The sequence below is a fragment of the Paenarthrobacter sp. NPDC089675 genome, assembly GCF_044749185.1.
GTDB lineage: Bacteria > Actinomycetota > Actinomycetes > Actinomycetales > Micrococcaceae > Arthrobacter.
Map to the genome: position 1 here is coordinate 194,064 of NZ_JBIVHM010000008.1, position 16,649 is coordinate 210,712.

Here is a 16,649-nt window from a genome sequence, read left to right on the forward strand (position 1 = left end):
TCACACTCCCCAACGGAGGGCCGCCGTGTGGACGGGAGCGTCCCACAGGGTGGTCATCTCGCCGTCGAGCCGGAGTACCGACACGGAGCAACCTTGCATTTCCAGGGAAGTCACGTAGTTGCCCACCAAAGAGCGCTCCACGGTGGCGCCCCGTTCGGCCAGCACTTGGGCGGCCCTGCGGTACACGATGTACAACTCGCTGAGCGGGGTGCCACCCATGCCGTTGACGAACAGCAGGACCTTTTCTCCGGACGCCAGGGACAAGTCATCCAGCACCGGCTCCAACAGACGGTCCGTGATTGCATCGGCGCTTTCCACGCCGATCCTGTGCCTGCCGGGTTCGCCGTGGATGCCAATGCCAATTTCGATCTCGTCGTCAGCGAGTTCGAAGCTGGGAGTCCCCGCGTGCGGAACGGTGCAGCCGGAGAGCGCCACGCCCATGGTGCGCACGTTGGCCACCACCCGCTCGGCAATGGCGGCCACGGCGTCGAGGTCGTCACCGCGTTCCGCGGCTGCTCCGGCGATCTTCTCCACGAGGACCGTTCCGCCGACGCCCCGTCTGCCCGCCGTGTAGAGCGAGTCCTCAACGGCGACGTCGTCGTTCACGAGTACCGAGCGGACGGCCACGCCCTCGGCCTGGGCCATCTCCGCGGCGGTCTCGAAGTTCAGGACGTCGCCGGTGTAATTCTTCACGATATGCACGACGCCGGCACCCGAGTCGACGGCCGTCGTCGCCGGGATGATCTGGTCCGGAGTGGGCGAGGTAAACACGGCACCCGGGACGGCGGCGTCCAGCATGCCCAGTCCGACGAACCCGGCGTGCAGTGGCTCGTGGCCGCTGCCCCCGCCGGAAACGAGGGCCACTTTGCCCGCCACCGGCGCACCCTTGCGGACGACGAACTTGGGGTCGGGGTGGACGTCCAGGAGGTCGGCATGTGCCATGCCGAAACCTTCAACGGATTCGTCCACCACCGCACGTGGATCATTGATGAGCTTTTTCATGGGATGCTCCTGGGCCTGCAGTGGTGTGGTGCTCTGACCCTACTACCGGCGGCAGGGGCATGGTAGGCCCGGAGTGTCCCTTGTGTGCAATGCCCTTAGCCGCCTTCCGCAGGCCCTTCCACCGACCCTTCCGAAGGCACGCCCTCGTGGCTCACCTGGACGTCGGGCCAGAAATCGGCATACACCTCGTGATGGGGATGCCCCGCCCCGGCCCACCCGGTTTCATGCGGCCACGGGCCGTGCGGGATGTCTATTTGGAACGCCGAGAAGTCAGGAAAAACCACACGATCCTGCATGGCATGTTCCTAGTTGCCCAGGACGGCGTCGCCGCCGGCGCTGACAACATCTTCCAGGAGCACCGTCTGGTCGATGACGGGAAGACCCACGACGTGCCCGAAGCTGAACATGTTCTGCGGATCCAGCTCGGCCTTTGCCTTGCGCAAGCGTTCACGGATCGCTGGGCCCCAGGCGCGCTCCCGGTCCTCCGCGTCTACGAAGTGCCCGTGCAGGTTCACGAAAGTGCTGTCGCTGGAGGCTTCGCGGAGATCTTCGCGAACGGCGTCGTACACCACGGGAAGCAGCTCAGCCAATGGCGGGACGGCCATCCCTGCCATGAAGAAGCTGAACGCCGCATCGCGGCCGTTCACGCTGTCCTCACCGTCTGCACACTTAGCCAGTGCACCGCCCAGCAGGCGGACCTCGGCAAGCAGGACGGGACTTTCGACGCCGGGCCCGAAGTGCCGCAGGATGGCTTCCTTGGCGGGGTCATCCAGACGGTTCAGCAGGAAGCCGCGCTCACGCACGGGCACGGGCTGGTCCGGATCCTGGTGGATGGAATCGAACCGGGTCGATTCGAGGGGCCCGGTGGCATCCATCATGAACGGGGCGCTCCGCCGCATGGGCTCCAACAGTTGCGTGGCCAGCGCCGGATCCCCCTGGTAGGCGTAGCGCACATGCACCACGAACTTGCCGCGCAGTGGCTCGGGGATGATGTCCATGTCCGGCAGGCGAAGGAAAGCCAACGACGCCGATGCTTCAGTTGGCAACGTCGGCACCCATTCGCTGAACTGCTGGAGGACCGCGGCCGCATGCTCGCCGGCAAAGTAGATCCCGCCGGCAAAAATATCCCGGCTCGGGAAGAGGTGGAATTCCATGGCCGTGACGATGCCGAGGTTTCCCTTGCCGCCGCGCAGGAGGAAAAAGAGCTCGGGGTCTTCGTCCTTGGTGACGCGTCGCTGCGTTCCGTCAGCGGTAACGAGTTCAAAGGCAATGACGTGGTCCGACGCGAAGCCGTACTTGCGACCCATGATTGGAAGCCCGCCGCCGAGCGTGTAACCCACCACGCCGACGTCGGTTGTGGAACCGCAAAGACCCATGAGCCCGAAAGTGGCAGCCAGGTCAACCACTGCCTTCCAACGGACGCCCGCACCCACACGGGCGGTCTTTTCGACCGGGTCGATGCTGAGTTCCAGCATGCGGCGGGTGCTGATCAGCAAGCCGCCTTGGATTGCGTTGGTGGCACCATGCCCGGTGGACTGCACCGAAACCGGCATACCCTGTTCGGCCGCCCATTTCACTGCTTCTGACACGTCCTCTGCATCGAGGGCGCCGAAAGCAACATCGGGCTGGTGCTGAGTGGACAGGTTGAATGCCGCGACTTCGTCTGCGAAGCCTGGATCCGTGGGCGTGAACACGGGGCCGCGCACGGAGAGTTGGAGTTCTGAAATGCTTGAAATGCCTGAAAAGGACGCGTGGGACTGCATGATCTTCTCTCGAGTGAACCGATGTGGCGGAAGCTCCCCAGCAAGCCTCAACCAGTTTATCCATCAAATTTAGATAAAAGAAGAGAGTTTAAATCGCCCATAATCCGCACCGCTTGCGGCGGCTGTTACTGGAGGTGCTTGATCATGCGCGTGTTGCCCAAGGTGTTGGGTTTCACCCGTGCCAGGTCCAGGAATTCGGCCACGCCCTCGTCATGCGAGCGCAGCAGCTCGGAGTAAACCTCGGGGTCCACGGCACTTTGGTCGGCCATGACCTCAAAGCCGTGCCGAACGAAGAAATCCACCTCGAACGTCAGGCAGAAAACCCGGCTTACTCCGAGGTCGCGGGCCTTTTCCAGCAGGCTCTCCACCAAACCATGGCCAACCCCTTTGCCACGCCAGGAGTCCGCCGCCGCCAGGGTGCGGATCTCGGCCAGGTCCTCCCACATGACATGCAAGGCACCGCAACCAATGACTTCACCGTCCGCGGATTCGGCGATCTGGAACTCCTGGAGGCTCTCGTAGTAGGCCACCGTCTCCTTGGAGATCAGGATCCGTTCATCAGCCAACCGGGCCACGAGCCTCTTGATTGCCGCCACATCGCTGGTGCGGGCAGGGCGAAGGCTGAAGGCTGAATCCACTCCCCCATCCTAGCCAGCCGGGGAGGCCCGCCAGGACCATGCGGACCGCTCCCCGGAAGATCGTCACTTGCGAACTCCCGGGGAGCACTTCCGAGAAATCGGGGATACCGATATCAGCACCAAAACCTACCGACGAGAGCACGGCCGCTTTCGTGAACACTTCAGGGTCCGGGCCGAGCCCGACCTCCAGGTATTGGGACCACATGCCCCGCTTGCTGAGCACCTCCTTCACTTCACGGGCTTCATGCGAGCCGGGCCGGATGGCAGCGATGCTGCCTCCCAGCGCCTCCATCACGGAGCCGCGGACGTCGGCTGCGCGTTCAGAGTCGCCTCCGCGAGCGTGGCCTCGGCAAGTTCCTTAAGGTTCCAGCGGGGCGTGCCCCCGGCTTGGAGGACTATTTCTGCGGATTGCCGCTTTCCATCAGTTCCGCGACGGTCTGAACGGCCGGGGTGAGGTCATGGATGACCCGGCAAGACCAAAGCCGAGGGCGAAACCACACTTTACCAACACTTACGTGATCAGGTGTTGGTTAAAGCGTGGCCTAACCAACACTTATGGCACTAAGTGTTGGTAAACTTTCACCCATGCCAACGGCTCCAGACAACCGGATTCCAGTTGACCCGGTCTCATTCGAGACCTTCGACTGGAAGCCTCGCGCTCCTGAAATGTACTCAAGAGCTGAGGTGGACCGGCAGACCGGCCCCTATAAAGCCAGCGTGACGCCCTCGATTGCGGACTGGACGCCCCACATCTCGGGCGAGGACTCTGCTGACATCGAGGACGCCACTCGTCAACTGGTGGGATTCGATAAACACGCGCAACGCACCCTGGGCACAAACAACCCCGCACTTGGACCGATGACGGCCATCCTCCTGCGGACCGAGTCGGCTTCCAGCTCGCAGATCGAACAGCTGACCACGTCGGCCAAGCAACTAGCACTCGCCGAGATTGAGGAGGGCGACAAAGCCAACGCGCTGACCGTAATTGGCAACGTCCGCGCCATGGAGGCGGCCCTTCAGCTTGCCGATCACATAAATGAGGACTCCATCCTCGCGATGCACAAGGCACTGATGCTCCACCAGCCCGGCTTCGATCCAGCCGGCGCCGGCCGGTTCCGCGACGAGCAGGTGTGGATAGGCCCCGGCCAAGCGGGACCCCGGGTGGCTGAGTTCGTCGCGCCCCACCACAACCGCATCCAAGAGGCAATTGGGGACTTGGTCGCGTTCATCGGGCGCCAGGATGTCCCGATCCTGGTCCAGGTGGCCGTCAGCCATGCTCAGTTCGAGACGATCCACCCCTTCCCCGACGGCAATGGCAGGACCGGAAGGGCATTGGCGCAGTCGATCCTTCGCAACAAGGGACTCGTAGGCTCCACGGCAGTGCCGATCTCGGCGGGCCTGCTGGTAAACACGGAGCGCTACTTCGCTGCCCTGGACTACTTCCGCGAGGGCGACGCCGGTCCGATCGTCCGGGAGTTTGCGATGGCCAGCCGGATCGCAGCGGCCACTGGCTCACGGCTGGTCGATGACCTCGTTGCACAGCTCGACGAGTCCCGTGCAAAGATGACCGGGCTGCGCGCGGACGCTGCAGCGTGGCAAATCCTCCCTGCATTGATCGGCCAGCCTGCCGTGAATACCAAATACCTCATGAACCAGCTCGGGCTAGGCGAGATGGCAGCCCTGCGCGCGCTCGATGCGCTCACCAAGCGCGGTGTACTTACCGAATCATCAGGGCGCGACCGCAAGCGCATATGGCAGCACCGTGGCATCTTTGAAGTGCTCGACGCCTACGCTGCAGGCATCCGCCGCATGTCTGCAGGCTAACCCCGAGGCTGCCTCAGACCCCCAGTTCCTCCGGCAGCGCAACGTCCTGACCAAGTACCTGCTTGGCAAGGAAGTGCTCCACCACCCCGTACCAGATCTTGGCATGCTGGGGTTGAAGTACCCAGTGGTTCTCGTCCGGGAAGTAGAGGAAGCGGTGCGGGCTCTGCCCATCTTCGCCGGCAGGCAGACCGGACGAGGAAAGGAGTTCGTACCAAAGCCTCAGGCCCTCGCCGATCGGCACGCGATAGTCCTTGTCTCCGTGGATCACCAGCATGGGCGTCTTGATGTTGCCGACGTTCCGGTGCGGGGAGTTTTCCATGGCCATTTCAGCGGTCATTTCCTTGAGCCAGTACTGTGCAGCATCCGTGGTGGGCCCGAACTGGTCCAAGGCCCAAAGGCTGGCATGGGTGACGATCGCCTTGAAACGGTCGGTCTGCCCGGCAACCCAGTTGGCCATGTATCCGCCAAAGGACCCACCCATCGCGGCAGTGCGTGTTTCATCGATGTCCGGGCGCGAAGCAACGGCATCCGTGATGGCCATCAGGTCCGAGAACGGCTTCTTGCCCCACTCGCCCCAGCCACGCTGGATAAACTCCTGCCCGTAGCCCGTGGAGAGCGCGGGATCGGGCAGCAGCACGGCATAGCCCTTGGCTACCAACAGCCACGGGTTCCAGCGCCAGGTCCAGGCGTTCCATGAGTTCAGGGGCCCTCCGTGAATCCAGAGAAGCAGCGGCGCCGGCGCCTCTGCCGAGGCGCCTGGCGGAAGAGCCAGGTAAGCCGGCACCCGCGATCCGTCCTCGGCAGGGGTCTCCACCCGTTCCAGCCGGCCCTCGAACACAGGCCGTTCAGCGGGGGCCGGCAGTCGATCCACGGCTCCGGTGGCGAGGTCGATCCGAACCACCTCCGCCGGGAACTCGTACGAGCTCCGCAGCGCGAACGCAGCGCTTCCGTCACGGGAAACCACGACGTCGGTATAGGCGGCCGCGTCGTTCGTCACCCGCGTTACCGCACCGCTGCGGACGTCTACCCGGAAAACCGGCCCCGCGCCGTCGTCGTCCGCGGTGACCAAAACTGCGTTGCCGTCCGGAAGCCAGGCCACCGGCGTCCCCCAGCGGTCCCAGTCGTGGGCCAGGGGCATAAGTTCAGTGGTCCCGCCAGAGGAGACGTCCAGGACGTGCAGCTTCACCTGAGGGGCCTCCGTGGGCGTGGTGTCGCTCTCGCTTTGCACAACCAGCGAAGTGTTGTCGGGGCTGACGGGGCCGGGGAAGTAGCTCATGCCATCATGGTCCAGCAACACCTTGACGGCACCGGTGGCAACGTCGACGGCGGCCAGCACCTCGCGGCTGTCCGCTTTTGCCAGCGGCTTGCTGAGGCTGGTGTAGATGGTCTTGCCGTCCGGGCTCACCACAGTCTTCGCCTCCCGGAGCGAGCCTCCGACGCCGGGAGTCAGGTTCCGGAGCTTGACCGGCGGTTGGGCGTCGATGGTGGCGGGCTTTCCAGGTTCACCGAGCTCGCCCGCCTCTACCGCGAAGATCCGCGGCTCCGCGGGCCCGAGGTCCGCATCCCAGTAGCGCACCGGATAACCGCTGTGCAGGATGGCCGAGACCTTGTTGTCCTTGCGGGCTTTCCGGCGCTCTTCGTCATTCTCTTCGTCCGCGGAGCCGGCCAGGACCTCGGCGACGACGAACGTGGCGTCAGCGTCCGCAGCTGACAGGACGGAGCCGACTCCGCCCGCACGCGTGTGGGCAACCCGGGCCTCCCCACCACCTGCAGGGAGGACCCAAAGGGCATTGACAGGGTCTTCGTCCGGCTCCTCCGGGTCCGGCCGGGCCGAGGTGAAGTAGAGGTCGCCGCTGGCTGAGAAAGTCGCTCCGGCTTCGCCCTTGGCACTGCGGGTGATGCGCCGGGCCTGCTTACGGCCGGAGGGATCAAGCTCCCAGAGGGCCGTGGCAAACTCCGTCCCCTTGCTGTTCAGCGTGGTCACGGTGGTCACCAGCCGTTCGCCGTCAGGGCTCAGGGTCAGGCCACCAATCCTGGGGATGGAGAGGTAGTGGTCGAAATCGTGGAAGGGCGTTGGGGGTTGCGGAGTGTGGGAGTCAGTGGAATCCATGTCTTGATTCAACACGGAATGTGTTGCCGATCACAGTTCGGTTCACTAAGAGTGAAACACTACTTTCACATCCCTGCCCTCCCAGCAGAGGGAAAGCACCTTTTCCAATGGCAGTCCATGGCGACACTTACTGCCCCTTAGATTCTTCGAAGGGCCGCCAAAACCGGGGCAACGCCGTCCTCCGCGGCGATGCGCGCCGACAGAAGTTTGGCCCGGGCCGTATATGCCGGCGTGCTGACCGCAGCCTCGATCGCCGCACCTAGGCGCTCCGCCGTGAGCTTCTTGAAAGGAACCGGCGGCGGTCCCGCACCGAGCGCGGCAACCCTGGAAGCCCATAGCGGCTGGTCGGTGAACACGGGAACACACACTGTCGGAACACCGGCGCGGAGGCCGGCCGCCGTCGTACCTGATCCGGCGTGGTGCACCACGGCCGCCATGCGCGGAAAAAGCCATTCGTGCGGAACCTCTCCCACACTGACGGCGTCATCGGTGACCACAACCCCGCCTTGGATGACCGCCCGAACTCCGGCCTTGCGCGCCGCCTCCAGGACCAGGTCCGAATCCACCCTAGCCCCGCTGCCGAAACCCACAAAAACCGGCGGCGGCCCGGCTGCCAGGAAATCCGCCAATTCTGCGTCCGGCTGCCACTGAGGTTGAGCCGGCGGCCACCAATATCCTGCCGCCACCAGCCCGGGATGCCAGTCCGCCGGCCGGGGCAGGACGGTGTGGCTTATGCCATGCAGGATGGTCGCCTGCTGCCGCCGTCGACGCCGGTCGGCAGCTTGGCGGGACTGCCGGGGCAAGCCAAGTTCCCGCCGAATCTTGGCACTCGGGGCGTCATACGGCGCAGGCCCTGCCGCCACCCGCTTACCGATCAACTTGTTGCCCAGCTGCCCCAGATTCCGCGCGGAGCCCAGCAGCACCGGCGGATAGGCCCGGCTGGGTTCCACAGGCTGCAGGTGTGCGCCCAAGGCCGGGATTCCCAGCGCCTCCGCAACGTCATAGGCATAGGGAGCCACCGAATTCGCCATGACCACATCGGCCCCGGCTTCCGCGGCCGCGAGTGTCCCCGACGCGGCTTGGTCCATGTACTCGTTCAGGTCCCGCCAGGAGCTGAGCACGTCTCGTGCTGCGGCCTTCGCCGCCGGGGCCGTGCGCTTGATGATCCTGCCCAGGTCGCCGGGAAGTTGGCGGTATTCGCAACCTGATGACACCACCAAGGGGGCATACGCCGGATTGGCCGCGATGGCGACCTCGAACCCATGCGCCTGCAGGCGACCACCCAAGCCCGCCATGGGGGCCACATCTCCCCGGGTTCCCGGAGCCACCATCAATACCCGCATGATTCCTCTTTCCCTCCGCCCAGGAACAAAAATGCCCCGCACACTCCCAGGAGAATGTGCGGGGCATTTTGCAGAAGAGCTTATTCCTTACGCGGTAGGAGCAATCTCCGGGATCCGCGGCTTGGCGTTGCCTTCGAACGTGAACTTGGCGTCGTCACCTTCACCCTCGACGTCCACCACAACGATGTCGCCGGGGTGAATGTCGCCGAACAGGATCTTCTCGGACAGCTGGTCCTCGATCTCGCGCTGGATGGTGCGGCGCAACGGCCGGGCACCCATCGCGGGGTCGTAACCACGGGTGGCGAGCAGGACCTTGGCGGCCTTGGTGAGCTCGATGCCCATGTCCTTGTCCTTGAGGCGGCGCTCCAGGCGGGTAACGAACAGGTCCACGATCTCGATGATCTCGTCCTGCGTCAGCTGCGGGAACACCACGACGTCGTCAACACGGTTGAGGAACTCGGGGCGGAAGTGCTGCTTGAGCTCTTCCGTTACCCGTGCACGCATCCGGTTGTAGCCGGTCTGGGTGTCCGTGCCGGACTGGAAGCCGGTTGCGACGCTCTTGGAGATGTCGCGGGTACCCAGGTTGGTGGTCATGATGATCACGGTGTTCTTGAAGTCCACCACGCGGCCCTGGGAGTCGGTCAGGCGGCCGTCTTCCAGAATCTGGAGCAGCGAGTTGAAGAGATCGGCGTGTGCCTTCTCAACTTCGTCAAACAGCACCACGGAGAACGGACGGCGGCGGACCTTCTCGGTCAGCTGGCCGCCTTCTTCGTAGCCGACGTAGCCCGGAGGTGCACCGAAGAGACGCGAAACCGTGTGCTTCTCGGAGTACTCGGACATGTCCAGCGTGATGAGGGCGTCCTCTTCACCGAACAGGAACTCGGCCAGTGCCTTGGCGAGCTCGGTCTTTCCGACGCCGGTGGGACCGGCGAAGATGAACGAGCCACCCGGGCGCTTGGGGTCCTTGAGGCCTGCACGGGTACGGCGGATAGCCTGGGACAGGGCCTTGATGGCTTCGTCCTGGCCCACGACGCGCTTGTGCAGTTCCTCTTCCATCTTGAGCAGGCGCGAGGACTCTTCCTCGGTCAGCTTGAAGACGGGGATACCCGTGGAGTTGGCGAGGACTTCTGCGATCAGGTCCTCATCAACCTCGGAGATGTCGTCCATGCCGCCGGACTTCCAGTTGCGCTCCTTCTCCGCGCGCTCGGCAATGAGCTTCTGCTCCTTGTCGCGCAGCGAAGCGGCACCTTCGAAGTCCTGGGCGTCGATAGCCGATTCCTTCTCCAGCTTCACGTCTGCGATGCGCTCGTCCATGGCCTTGAGCTCCGGCGGAGCGGTCATGCGGCGGATGCGCAGGCGTGCGCCGGCTTCGTCGATGAGGTCGATCGCCTTGTCCGGCAGGAAGCGGTCCGAGATGTAGCGTTCGGCCAGCTGCGCCGCAGAGGCGAGGGCGCCGTCGGTGATTGTCACGCGGTGGTGTGCCTCGTAACGGTCACGCAGGCCCTTGAGGATCTCGATCGCGTGCGCAACCGAGGGCTCCTTGACCTGGATGGGCTGGAAGCGGCGCTCCAGCGCAGCGTCCTTCTCGATGTGCTTGCGGTACTCGTCCAGCGTGGTGGCACCAATGGTTTGGAGCTCTCCGCGGGCCAGCATCGGCTTCAGGATGGACGCAGCATCGATTGCGCCTTCGGCGGCACCTGCACCAACGAGGGTGTGGATCTCGTCGATGAAGAGGATGATGTCCCCGCGGGTGCGGATTTCCTTGAGGACCTTCTTGAGGCGCTCTTCGAAGTCGCCACGGTAGCGGGAGCCGGCGACCAGGGAGCCAAGGTCAAGCGTGTACAGTTGCTTGTCCTTGATGGTCTCCGGGACGTCGCCGCGGACGATCGCCTGGGCGAGGCCTTCGACGACGGCCGTCTTGCCGACGCCGGGCTCACCGATGAGGACGGGGTTGTTCTTGGTGCGGCGGGAGAGGACCTGCATGACGCGTTCCATCTCCTGCTCGCGGCCGATCACGGGATCGAGCTTGTTCTCGCGGGCGGCCTGGGTAAGGTTGCGGCCGAACTGGTCCAGCACCACCGAACCTGCAGGGGTTCCTTCCTGCTGGCCCTGGCCGGAGCCCGCACCGGCGGTTTCCTTGCCCTGGTAGCCGGACAGCAACTGGATAACCTGCTGGCGGACACGGTTGAGGTCCGCACCGAGCTTCACCAGGACCTGGGCAGCCACGCCTTCGCCCTCACGGATGAGGCCGAGGAGGATGTGCTCAGTGCCGATGTAATTGTGGCCGAGCTGAAGAGCTTCGCGAAGGGAAAGCTCAAGTACCTTCTTGGCACGCGGGGTAAAGGGGATGTGTCCGGACGGAGCCTGTTGGCCCTGGCCGATGATCTCCTGAACCTGTTCGCGGACGCCATCGAGCGAAATGCTCAAGGACTCAAGCGCCTTGGCGGCAACGCCTTCACCCTCGTGGATCAGACCCAAGAGGATGTGTTCAGTACCGATGTAGTTGTGATTGAGCATCCGTGCCTCTTCTTGGGCAAGGACGACCACGCGACGGGCACGGTCCGTAAATCTCTCAAACATTTCGCCACACTCCTAGCTACGACGTACTTTGATGCTACGTGCCGGGGCGGGAGATTTGGAGCGTGTTCGCCACAGGGGAAACATGACGCTCCGCGGAATAAATCCGGGGAGAAGTCCGCGCACCCCCTGCACTCCTCTAAGCCTCCCTCGTTGCCGCCCAGCCGGACAGCCTCGTCATGCCCGATCCCGCGAGGCAAAGAGTCCGGCTGCGGTTCCGTTGATATCCACGTACCCCTATTACCGCGCATTCAAGCTGGTACTTCAGAAGCGAATATTTATCAACGGCCTTGAATAATCCCGGGCCCCTACTGGCAGACCCTTTAAACGCCAAAGCCCCGGCACGGATGCCGGGGCTTTGAGGCAGTGAATCAGGAATTGGCCTTCTGGTACGCTTCCTGGATTTCAGCTTGAATGCGGCCGCGGCTGTTTACGGTGTAACCGTTGTCACGCGCCCACTGGCGGATCTGGGCGGAATCCTGGCTTCGGGTTGCCGTTGCGCGCCCCCGGGCCGCACGGCCGGAAGAAGTCTTCCGGGCCTTGGATACGTAAGGCTCCAGGGCTTTCCGCAGGGAAGCTGCGTTTGCCGTGGACAGGTCCATCTCGTAGCTGACGCCGTCCAGGCCAAAGCGGACAGTTTCGTCGGCTGCCCCTTCATCCAGGTCGTCAACGAGGATGATTTTTACTTTTTGTGCCATGAGTAGCCTCTCTTTTGGAGGGTTGGATATTCAGAAATCCCCATGTTGCTAATCATGATTATCGTTCACGGCAAGCGCGCACGTCAAAGGCATATGTGGATTACTGCTAACTCCCCGCCAATTAGGGGCTATTTAGCGGCCGGACCGTCCGCTTCGGGACCGGAATTGCGCAGATTTGCCTCCGCCTGGGCACGCGCCTCGGCCTGCCGCTCCGATTTGTCCGCATTAAAAATTGACTTCATGGCAAACCAGAAGATCAAACCGACCACCACTGAGGGTGCCAGGACTGCGATGTACTCCATGATTAGTGACCTTCAGGCTTCAGCAAGGGGAACAGAATGGTTTCACGGATACCGGCGCCCGTGAACAACATGACAAGGCGATCGATGCCAAGGCCAATACCGCCCATCGGCGGAGCACCGTATTCAAGGGCCCGCAGGAAGTCTTCATCCAATTGCATGGCTTCATCGTCGCCTGCGGCGGAGCGGCGGGACTGCTCCGTGAGCCGCTCCCGCTGGATCACCGGGTCAATGAGCTCCGAGAACGCCGTACCGCGCTCCATACCGCCAATGATAAGGTCCCAGGCCTCAATAAGGCGGTCGTCTTCTCGGTGTGGGCGGGCCAGGGGCTGGGCGGACGGCGGATAATCGTAAACGAACGTGGGGTTAAGCAGGGTGGGTTCCACAATTTCGCCGAACAGTTCCACAACCAGCTTTTCGGCATCCCACTTGGGGTCCACCTTGACATCGTGCTTGGCAGCAATGGCCAGCAATTCGTCAACCGTGGTGTCGGGCGTAATTTCCTCTCCAACAGCCTCCGAAAGGCCCGGATAGACGGCAAGCCAGGACCATTCGCCGTCGAGGTTTATTTCACCGGCTTCCGTCTGGATGGTACGGGTCCCCACCACGTCGGCCACATTCAGGATGATTTCCTTCATTCGCTCGGCCATGACGAACTGGTCGGCCCACGCTTCGTAGCATTCGAGTGTGGTGAATTCCGGGCTATGCGTGGAATCGACGCCCTCGTTGCGGAAAACCCGGCCCATATCGTAAACGCGGTCGATGCCACCCACCACTGCACGCTTGAGGAAAAGTTCCGTGGCAATGCGCAGGGTCATCTTCTGGTCGAAAGCATTCATGTGCGTTTCGAACGGACGCGCCGTTGCGCCACCGTGGACCAATTGCAGAATTGGCGTCTCCACCTCCACGTAGCCGTGGCGGTCGAGGGTGTCGCGGACCGAACGGGTAATCGCAGCGCGCGTGTAGACCATTTCGCGGGCTTCGTCGCGCACCATGAGGTCCACGTAGCGCTGGCGGACCCGGGTCTCCTCGTTGAGGCCGGCGTGGAGCACCGGCAGCGGGCGGAGCGCCTTGGAGGCCATGGACCAGGAGTCTGCCATCACGGAAAGCTCACCGCGGCGGGAGGAAATCACCTCACCCTTGATGAAGACGTGGTCGCCAAGGTCAACAAGCGCCTTCCACTCGGCCAGCGCTTCCTCGCCCACATTGGCAAGGCTCAGCATGGCCTGCAAACGCACGCCCTTGCCGTCCACACCGCCCTCCTGGAGCGTGGCGAAGCACAGCTTGCCGGTGTTGCGGACAAAGACAACACGACCGGTGACTCCAACGATGTCTCCGGTGGTTTCATCAGCCTGGAGGTGGCCGTACTTTTCCCGGACCTCAGTCAGCGAGTGTGTCCGTTCCACGCCCACCGGGTACGCTTCCGTGCCGCGCTCGATCAGCTTGGCGCGCTTGTCCATGCGGATGCGCATCTGCTCGCTGGCATCGATGGGTTCTGCGGAGGTGTTCGGGGCGGGGGTGTTTGCGGAAGTCACAATCCTTAAGTTTACCGCCGATTGCCGGCCTTCACTTCCGGGCATCAGCAACGGCGGAAAGCATAGACTCGGACGGTGGAAACATGGACTGTTGAAACGGACGACGGCGGCGGCCAGCTTGAGGTGCACACCTTCAGGCCCGCGTCGAAAGCATCGATTCCCGGCTCGCAGGCACCCGCGGAGCCATCCGGCGTCGTCATGGTCCACGGCACCTTGGTGACTGATTCCCTGTACTGGCCCTTCGCCCGGCACTTGAGCGTCCTGCTTGGCCGGCCCGTACACAGCTACAACCGGCGCGGCCGCGGTCATTCCGCGCCCCAACCACCCGGCTACTCCGTGGAGACAGAGATCGCCGACCTCGAGGCCGTGATGCGCGCCAGCGGTTCCACTGACGTTGTGGCGCACAGCTACGGCGGCTTCGTAGCACTCAACGCAGTACTGTCGGCCAAGATCAACCGGCTGGTCACCTACGATGCCGCAGTGTCACTGTCCGGAAACCTTCACGGCCGCTGGCGGCCCGAGCTTGAGGATGCCGTTACGGCCGGGCAACTCGATCACGCGTGGGCCCACCTCGTACAAGGCCTGGGAACCGCAGGCCCCATCTCCTACCTGCCCATGGGCGCCTTGCGGACGCTCAGCATCATTTCCGCGCAGACCCGTTTGGGCGCAGAAATGCGCTCGCTCCTGCCCACGGCCGTCACCGAAATGCGCGCCGTCCTGGCCGCCGACGCCAACCTTGCCGATTTCGTGAACCTCCAAACGCCCACCCTCATGCTCAGCGGCGGCTGGAGCCCGTCCTACTTCGCCGAAACCGGCCGCGCGTTGGCGGGCGCCGTACCAGCCATCGACTTCGCCATCGTGCCCCTGCAGTTCCACGAGGGACCCCTGCGGCCCGGCAAACGCCTGGCCACACGGATCGCCCGTTTCCTGTCCGGCGGTCACGTATCGGCCGCCGTGGGCACCTAGGATGAACCGGTGAAGGAACAGGACGTAAAGACGCACGACGGCGGCCGCCTCGCCTTGTACACGTACGGGGCTGACGACGCGCCCGGTGAACGTCGTGTGATCGTCGTCGGCGGTGCGTTCCTCACCGCCCTGATCTATCGCCCCTTCTCCATTGCCTTGGCGAAAGGCCTGGGGGATGGCTGGGCTGTTGATGTCTACGACCGCCGGGGCCGCGGCAAATCCACCGCGCAGCCGCACAACTACTCCATGGCCACGGAAATCGCCGATGTCCGGACCATCATGGATGCCACCAACGCCAGGAACATCCTGGGCCACAGCCTGGGAGGTTCGGTGGCCCTCAACGCCGCGCAGGCCTTCGTGGGCACCCGCCATGAGCCTGCAAAACTCGCCGTCTACGACGCCGCCGTGAACATCGACGGCAGCATGGACACCGGCTGGTTGGCTGGCTTCGAGGATGCAGTCAATGAGGGCGACATCAGCCGTGCCATGGCCCGCATGAAGCGCGGGATGCAGCCGGGTACCGCCCTCGCGCGGGTTCCCGAGCCCATGCTCGCCGGCCTCATGGCGGTAGTCTCGCGAACCAAGGTCAACAAATTGTTCCGGGAACTCCTGCCATCGGGCGTTGGCGAGTTGAAGGCCGCCTTTGAAGCCGCGGAGACACCCCAGGACTTCTCCGCACTCCCGCCAACCACACACTTCATGGTGGGCAAGAAAAGTCCGCAGTTCTATAAAGTGACCGCTGCCCGCTTGAACCGTGCCGTCCCCGGCAGCACCATGGAAGTTTCTCCCAAAGGATTCCACGGATCAGTTCCGGCGGCGGTCAAGGAGCTCGTCAGCGACATCTCCGATTACTTCAAGGGCTGAATCCCTGCGGTATCCGGCTCCCGTTCAGGCGGCTCGGCTAGGCTCGTGTCATGACTCGCGAGATCATCACCACAGCTGACGGCGGACACCTCGAAGTACTCACCACCGGCGGTGACCTGAAAGCGGCAGGTTCCGGCGTCGTCGTCGTGCCCGCGTCGATGGTGACGGCCTCCGATTACACGCGCTTCGCGCAGAAGCTCAGCGAGGCGCTCGGCCGCCCCGTCCATACCTTCAACCGACGCGGGCGGGGAGAGTCTTCGCCCCAGGCTGAGGACTACACGCTGGAAGCCGATATCCGCGACCTCAACGCAGTCATGAAGCACACCTCCAGCACAGACGTCTTTGGGCACAGTTTCGGAGGGGCAGTGGCACTGCACGCCGCCCGGACGCTGCCGGTGGAACGGCTCGCGGTCTACGACCCCGCGGTCTCGGTCAACCACAGCGTCAAGGCAGATTGGGCGCCTGAGTATGAACGCGCGACGGCGGCAGGAGACTACGACCGCGCCCTCGCCGTCCTTATCAAGGGAGTGGAGACTGGAGGGGCGTTCGCCAGGATGCCGTTGTCGATGCTGACCTTGGCTACGAAACTCACCGCCGGCACTCCACTGGGGAAGCAAATGCGGGAGTTGATGTCCTGCGGCGTACGGGAGATCAAGGCTGTCATTGCTGCCGACATGCCCGCAGAGCCGTTCCTGGAACTGCCGTTGGAGACACTGATTGTGGTGGGCGAGAAGAGCCCTGCATACTTCGGGGTGGCCTGCGGGCAGATCCATGACGTCCTGTCCGGATCCAGCTACACCATCCTGCCCGGCTTCGGCCATGACGGGCCGAACAAGGCTCCGGAGAAGCTGATTGCGGAATTGGCCGGGTTCTTCTCGGGCTAGGGTTACGGGTTGCCCTGGGCGTCACCCTGGGTAGTCTCACAAGATCGTAGGGGGAGCCTGGGTCTTTGGTGGTGCTGTGGTGGTTAAGTAGCTGGAGCCCCGACCGTCGTGGTCGGGGCTCCAGCCTGTAATGGTTGTCCGGCGGT

The 16,649-nt window shown here is 63.7% G+C and carries 14 protein-coding genes; 4 read left to right on the forward strand and 10 right to left on the reverse strand.

Annotated elements, in window-relative coordinates; genetic code table 11:
* From dhaK to ACIPY2_RS17350, 4 genes are all read right to left on the reverse strand, one after another.
* Positions 1 to 1,002, reverse strand: a complete 1,002-nt coding sequence (gene dhaK / locus ACIPY2_RS17335) for a dihydroxyacetone kinase subunit DhaK (protein ID WP_400267632.1) — start codon at positions 1,000 to 1,002, stop codon at positions 1 to 3.
* 95 nt (positions 1,003 to 1,097) lie between these two features.
* Positions 1,098 to 1,298, reverse strand: coding sequence for a hypothetical protein (locus ACIPY2_RS17340; RefSeq protein WP_400267633.1), 201 nt, complete (start codon positions 1,296 to 1,298; stop codon positions 1,098 to 1,100).
* Between the two features lie 9 nt (positions 1,299 to 1,307).
* Complete coding sequence (locus ACIPY2_RS17345) at positions 1,308 to 2,765, reverse strand: FAD-binding oxidoreductase (RefSeq protein ID WP_400267634.1); 1,458 nt, start codon at positions 2,763 to 2,765, stop codon at positions 1,308 to 1,310.
* Positions 2,766 to 2,890: 125 nt separating this feature from the next.
* The gene (locus ACIPY2_RS17350; RefSeq protein ID WP_400267635.1) at positions 2,891 to 3,403 is read right to left on the reverse strand and encodes an amino-acid N-acetyltransferase; all 513 of its coding nucleotides are present in this window, start codon (positions 3,401 to 3,403) and stop codon (positions 2,891 to 2,893) included.
* Between the two features lie 585 nt (positions 3,404 to 3,988).
* Between ACIPY2_RS17350 and ACIPY2_RS17355 the strand changes: the two genes are divergently transcribed.
* Complete coding sequence (locus ACIPY2_RS17355) at positions 3,989 to 5,227, forward strand: Fic family protein (RefSeq protein WP_400267636.1); 1,239 nt, start codon at positions 3,989 to 3,991, stop codon at positions 5,225 to 5,227.
* Between the two features lie 13 nt (positions 5,228 to 5,240).
* Here ACIPY2_RS17355 and ACIPY2_RS17360 read toward each other — a convergent pair whose 3' ends face one another.
* The 6 genes from ACIPY2_RS17360 to lysS all read right to left on the reverse strand — a co-directional run bounded on the left by ACIPY2_RS17360 (position 5,241) and on the right by lysS (position 13,789).
* Positions 5,241 to 7,337, reverse strand: coding sequence for an alpha/beta fold hydrolase (locus tag ACIPY2_RS17360; RefSeq protein ID WP_400267637.1), 2,097 nt, complete (start codon positions 7,335 to 7,337; stop codon positions 5,241 to 5,243).
* Positions 7,338 to 7,474: 137 nt separating this feature from the next.
* Positions 7,475 to 8,680 (reverse strand): glycosyltransferase, encoded by a 1,206-nt coding sequence (locus ACIPY2_RS17365; RefSeq protein ID WP_400267638.1) that lies wholly within the window; start codon positions 8,678 to 8,680, stop codon positions 7,475 to 7,477.
* Positions 8,681 to 8,767: 87 nt separating this feature from the next.
* On the reverse strand, positions 8,768 to 11,260 hold the full coding sequence (locus tag ACIPY2_RS17370; RefSeq protein WP_400267639.1) for an ATP-dependent Clp protease ATP-binding subunit: 2,493 nt from the start codon (positions 11,258 to 11,260) through the stop codon (positions 8,768 to 8,770).
* Positions 11,261 to 11,628: 368 nt separating this feature from the next.
* A complete protein-coding gene (locus ACIPY2_RS17375) occupies positions 11,629 to 11,955 on the reverse strand; it encodes an Lsr2 family protein (RefSeq protein ID WP_400267640.1) in 327 nt (108 codons plus the stop codon).
* 128 nt (positions 11,956 to 12,083) lie between these two features.
* Positions 12,084 to 12,257: a hypothetical protein gene (locus ACIPY2_RS17380; RefSeq protein ID WP_400267641.1), complete on the reverse strand. Its 174-nt coding sequence runs from the start codon at positions 12,255 to 12,257 to the stop codon at positions 12,084 to 12,086.
* Positions 12,258 to 12,259: 2 nt separating this feature from the next.
* Positions 12,260 to 13,789 carry a lysine--tRNA ligase gene (lysS, locus tag ACIPY2_RS17385; RefSeq protein ID WP_400267642.1) on the reverse strand — a complete coding sequence of 510 codons (1,530 nt, stop codon included), beginning with the start codon at positions 13,787 to 13,789 and terminating at the stop codon, positions 12,260 to 12,262.
* A gap of 75 nt (positions 13,790 to 13,864) precedes the next feature.
* Here lysS and ACIPY2_RS17390 point away from each other — a divergent pair, with 75 nt between their 5' ends.
* The 3 genes from ACIPY2_RS17390 to ACIPY2_RS17400 are packed head-to-tail and all read left to right on the forward strand — an operon-like array spanning position 13,865 to position 16,503.
* Positions 13,865 to 14,755 carry an alpha/beta fold hydrolase gene (locus tag ACIPY2_RS17390; protein WP_400267643.1) on the forward strand — a complete coding sequence of 297 codons (891 nt, stop codon included), beginning with the start codon at positions 13,865 to 13,867 and terminating at the stop codon, positions 14,753 to 14,755.
* 9 nt (positions 14,756 to 14,764) lie between these two features.
* Positions 14,765 to 15,619 (forward strand): alpha/beta fold hydrolase, encoded by an 855-nt coding sequence (locus ACIPY2_RS17395; protein WP_400267644.1) that lies wholly within the window; start codon positions 14,765 to 14,767, stop codon positions 15,617 to 15,619.
* Positions 15,620 to 15,669: 50 nt separating this feature from the next.
* On the forward strand, positions 15,670 to 16,503 hold the full coding sequence (locus ACIPY2_RS17400; protein WP_400267645.1) for an alpha/beta fold hydrolase: 834 nt from the start codon (positions 15,670 to 15,672) through the stop codon (positions 16,501 to 16,503).
* The last annotated feature ends 146 nt before the right edge of the window (positions 16,504 to 16,649 follow it).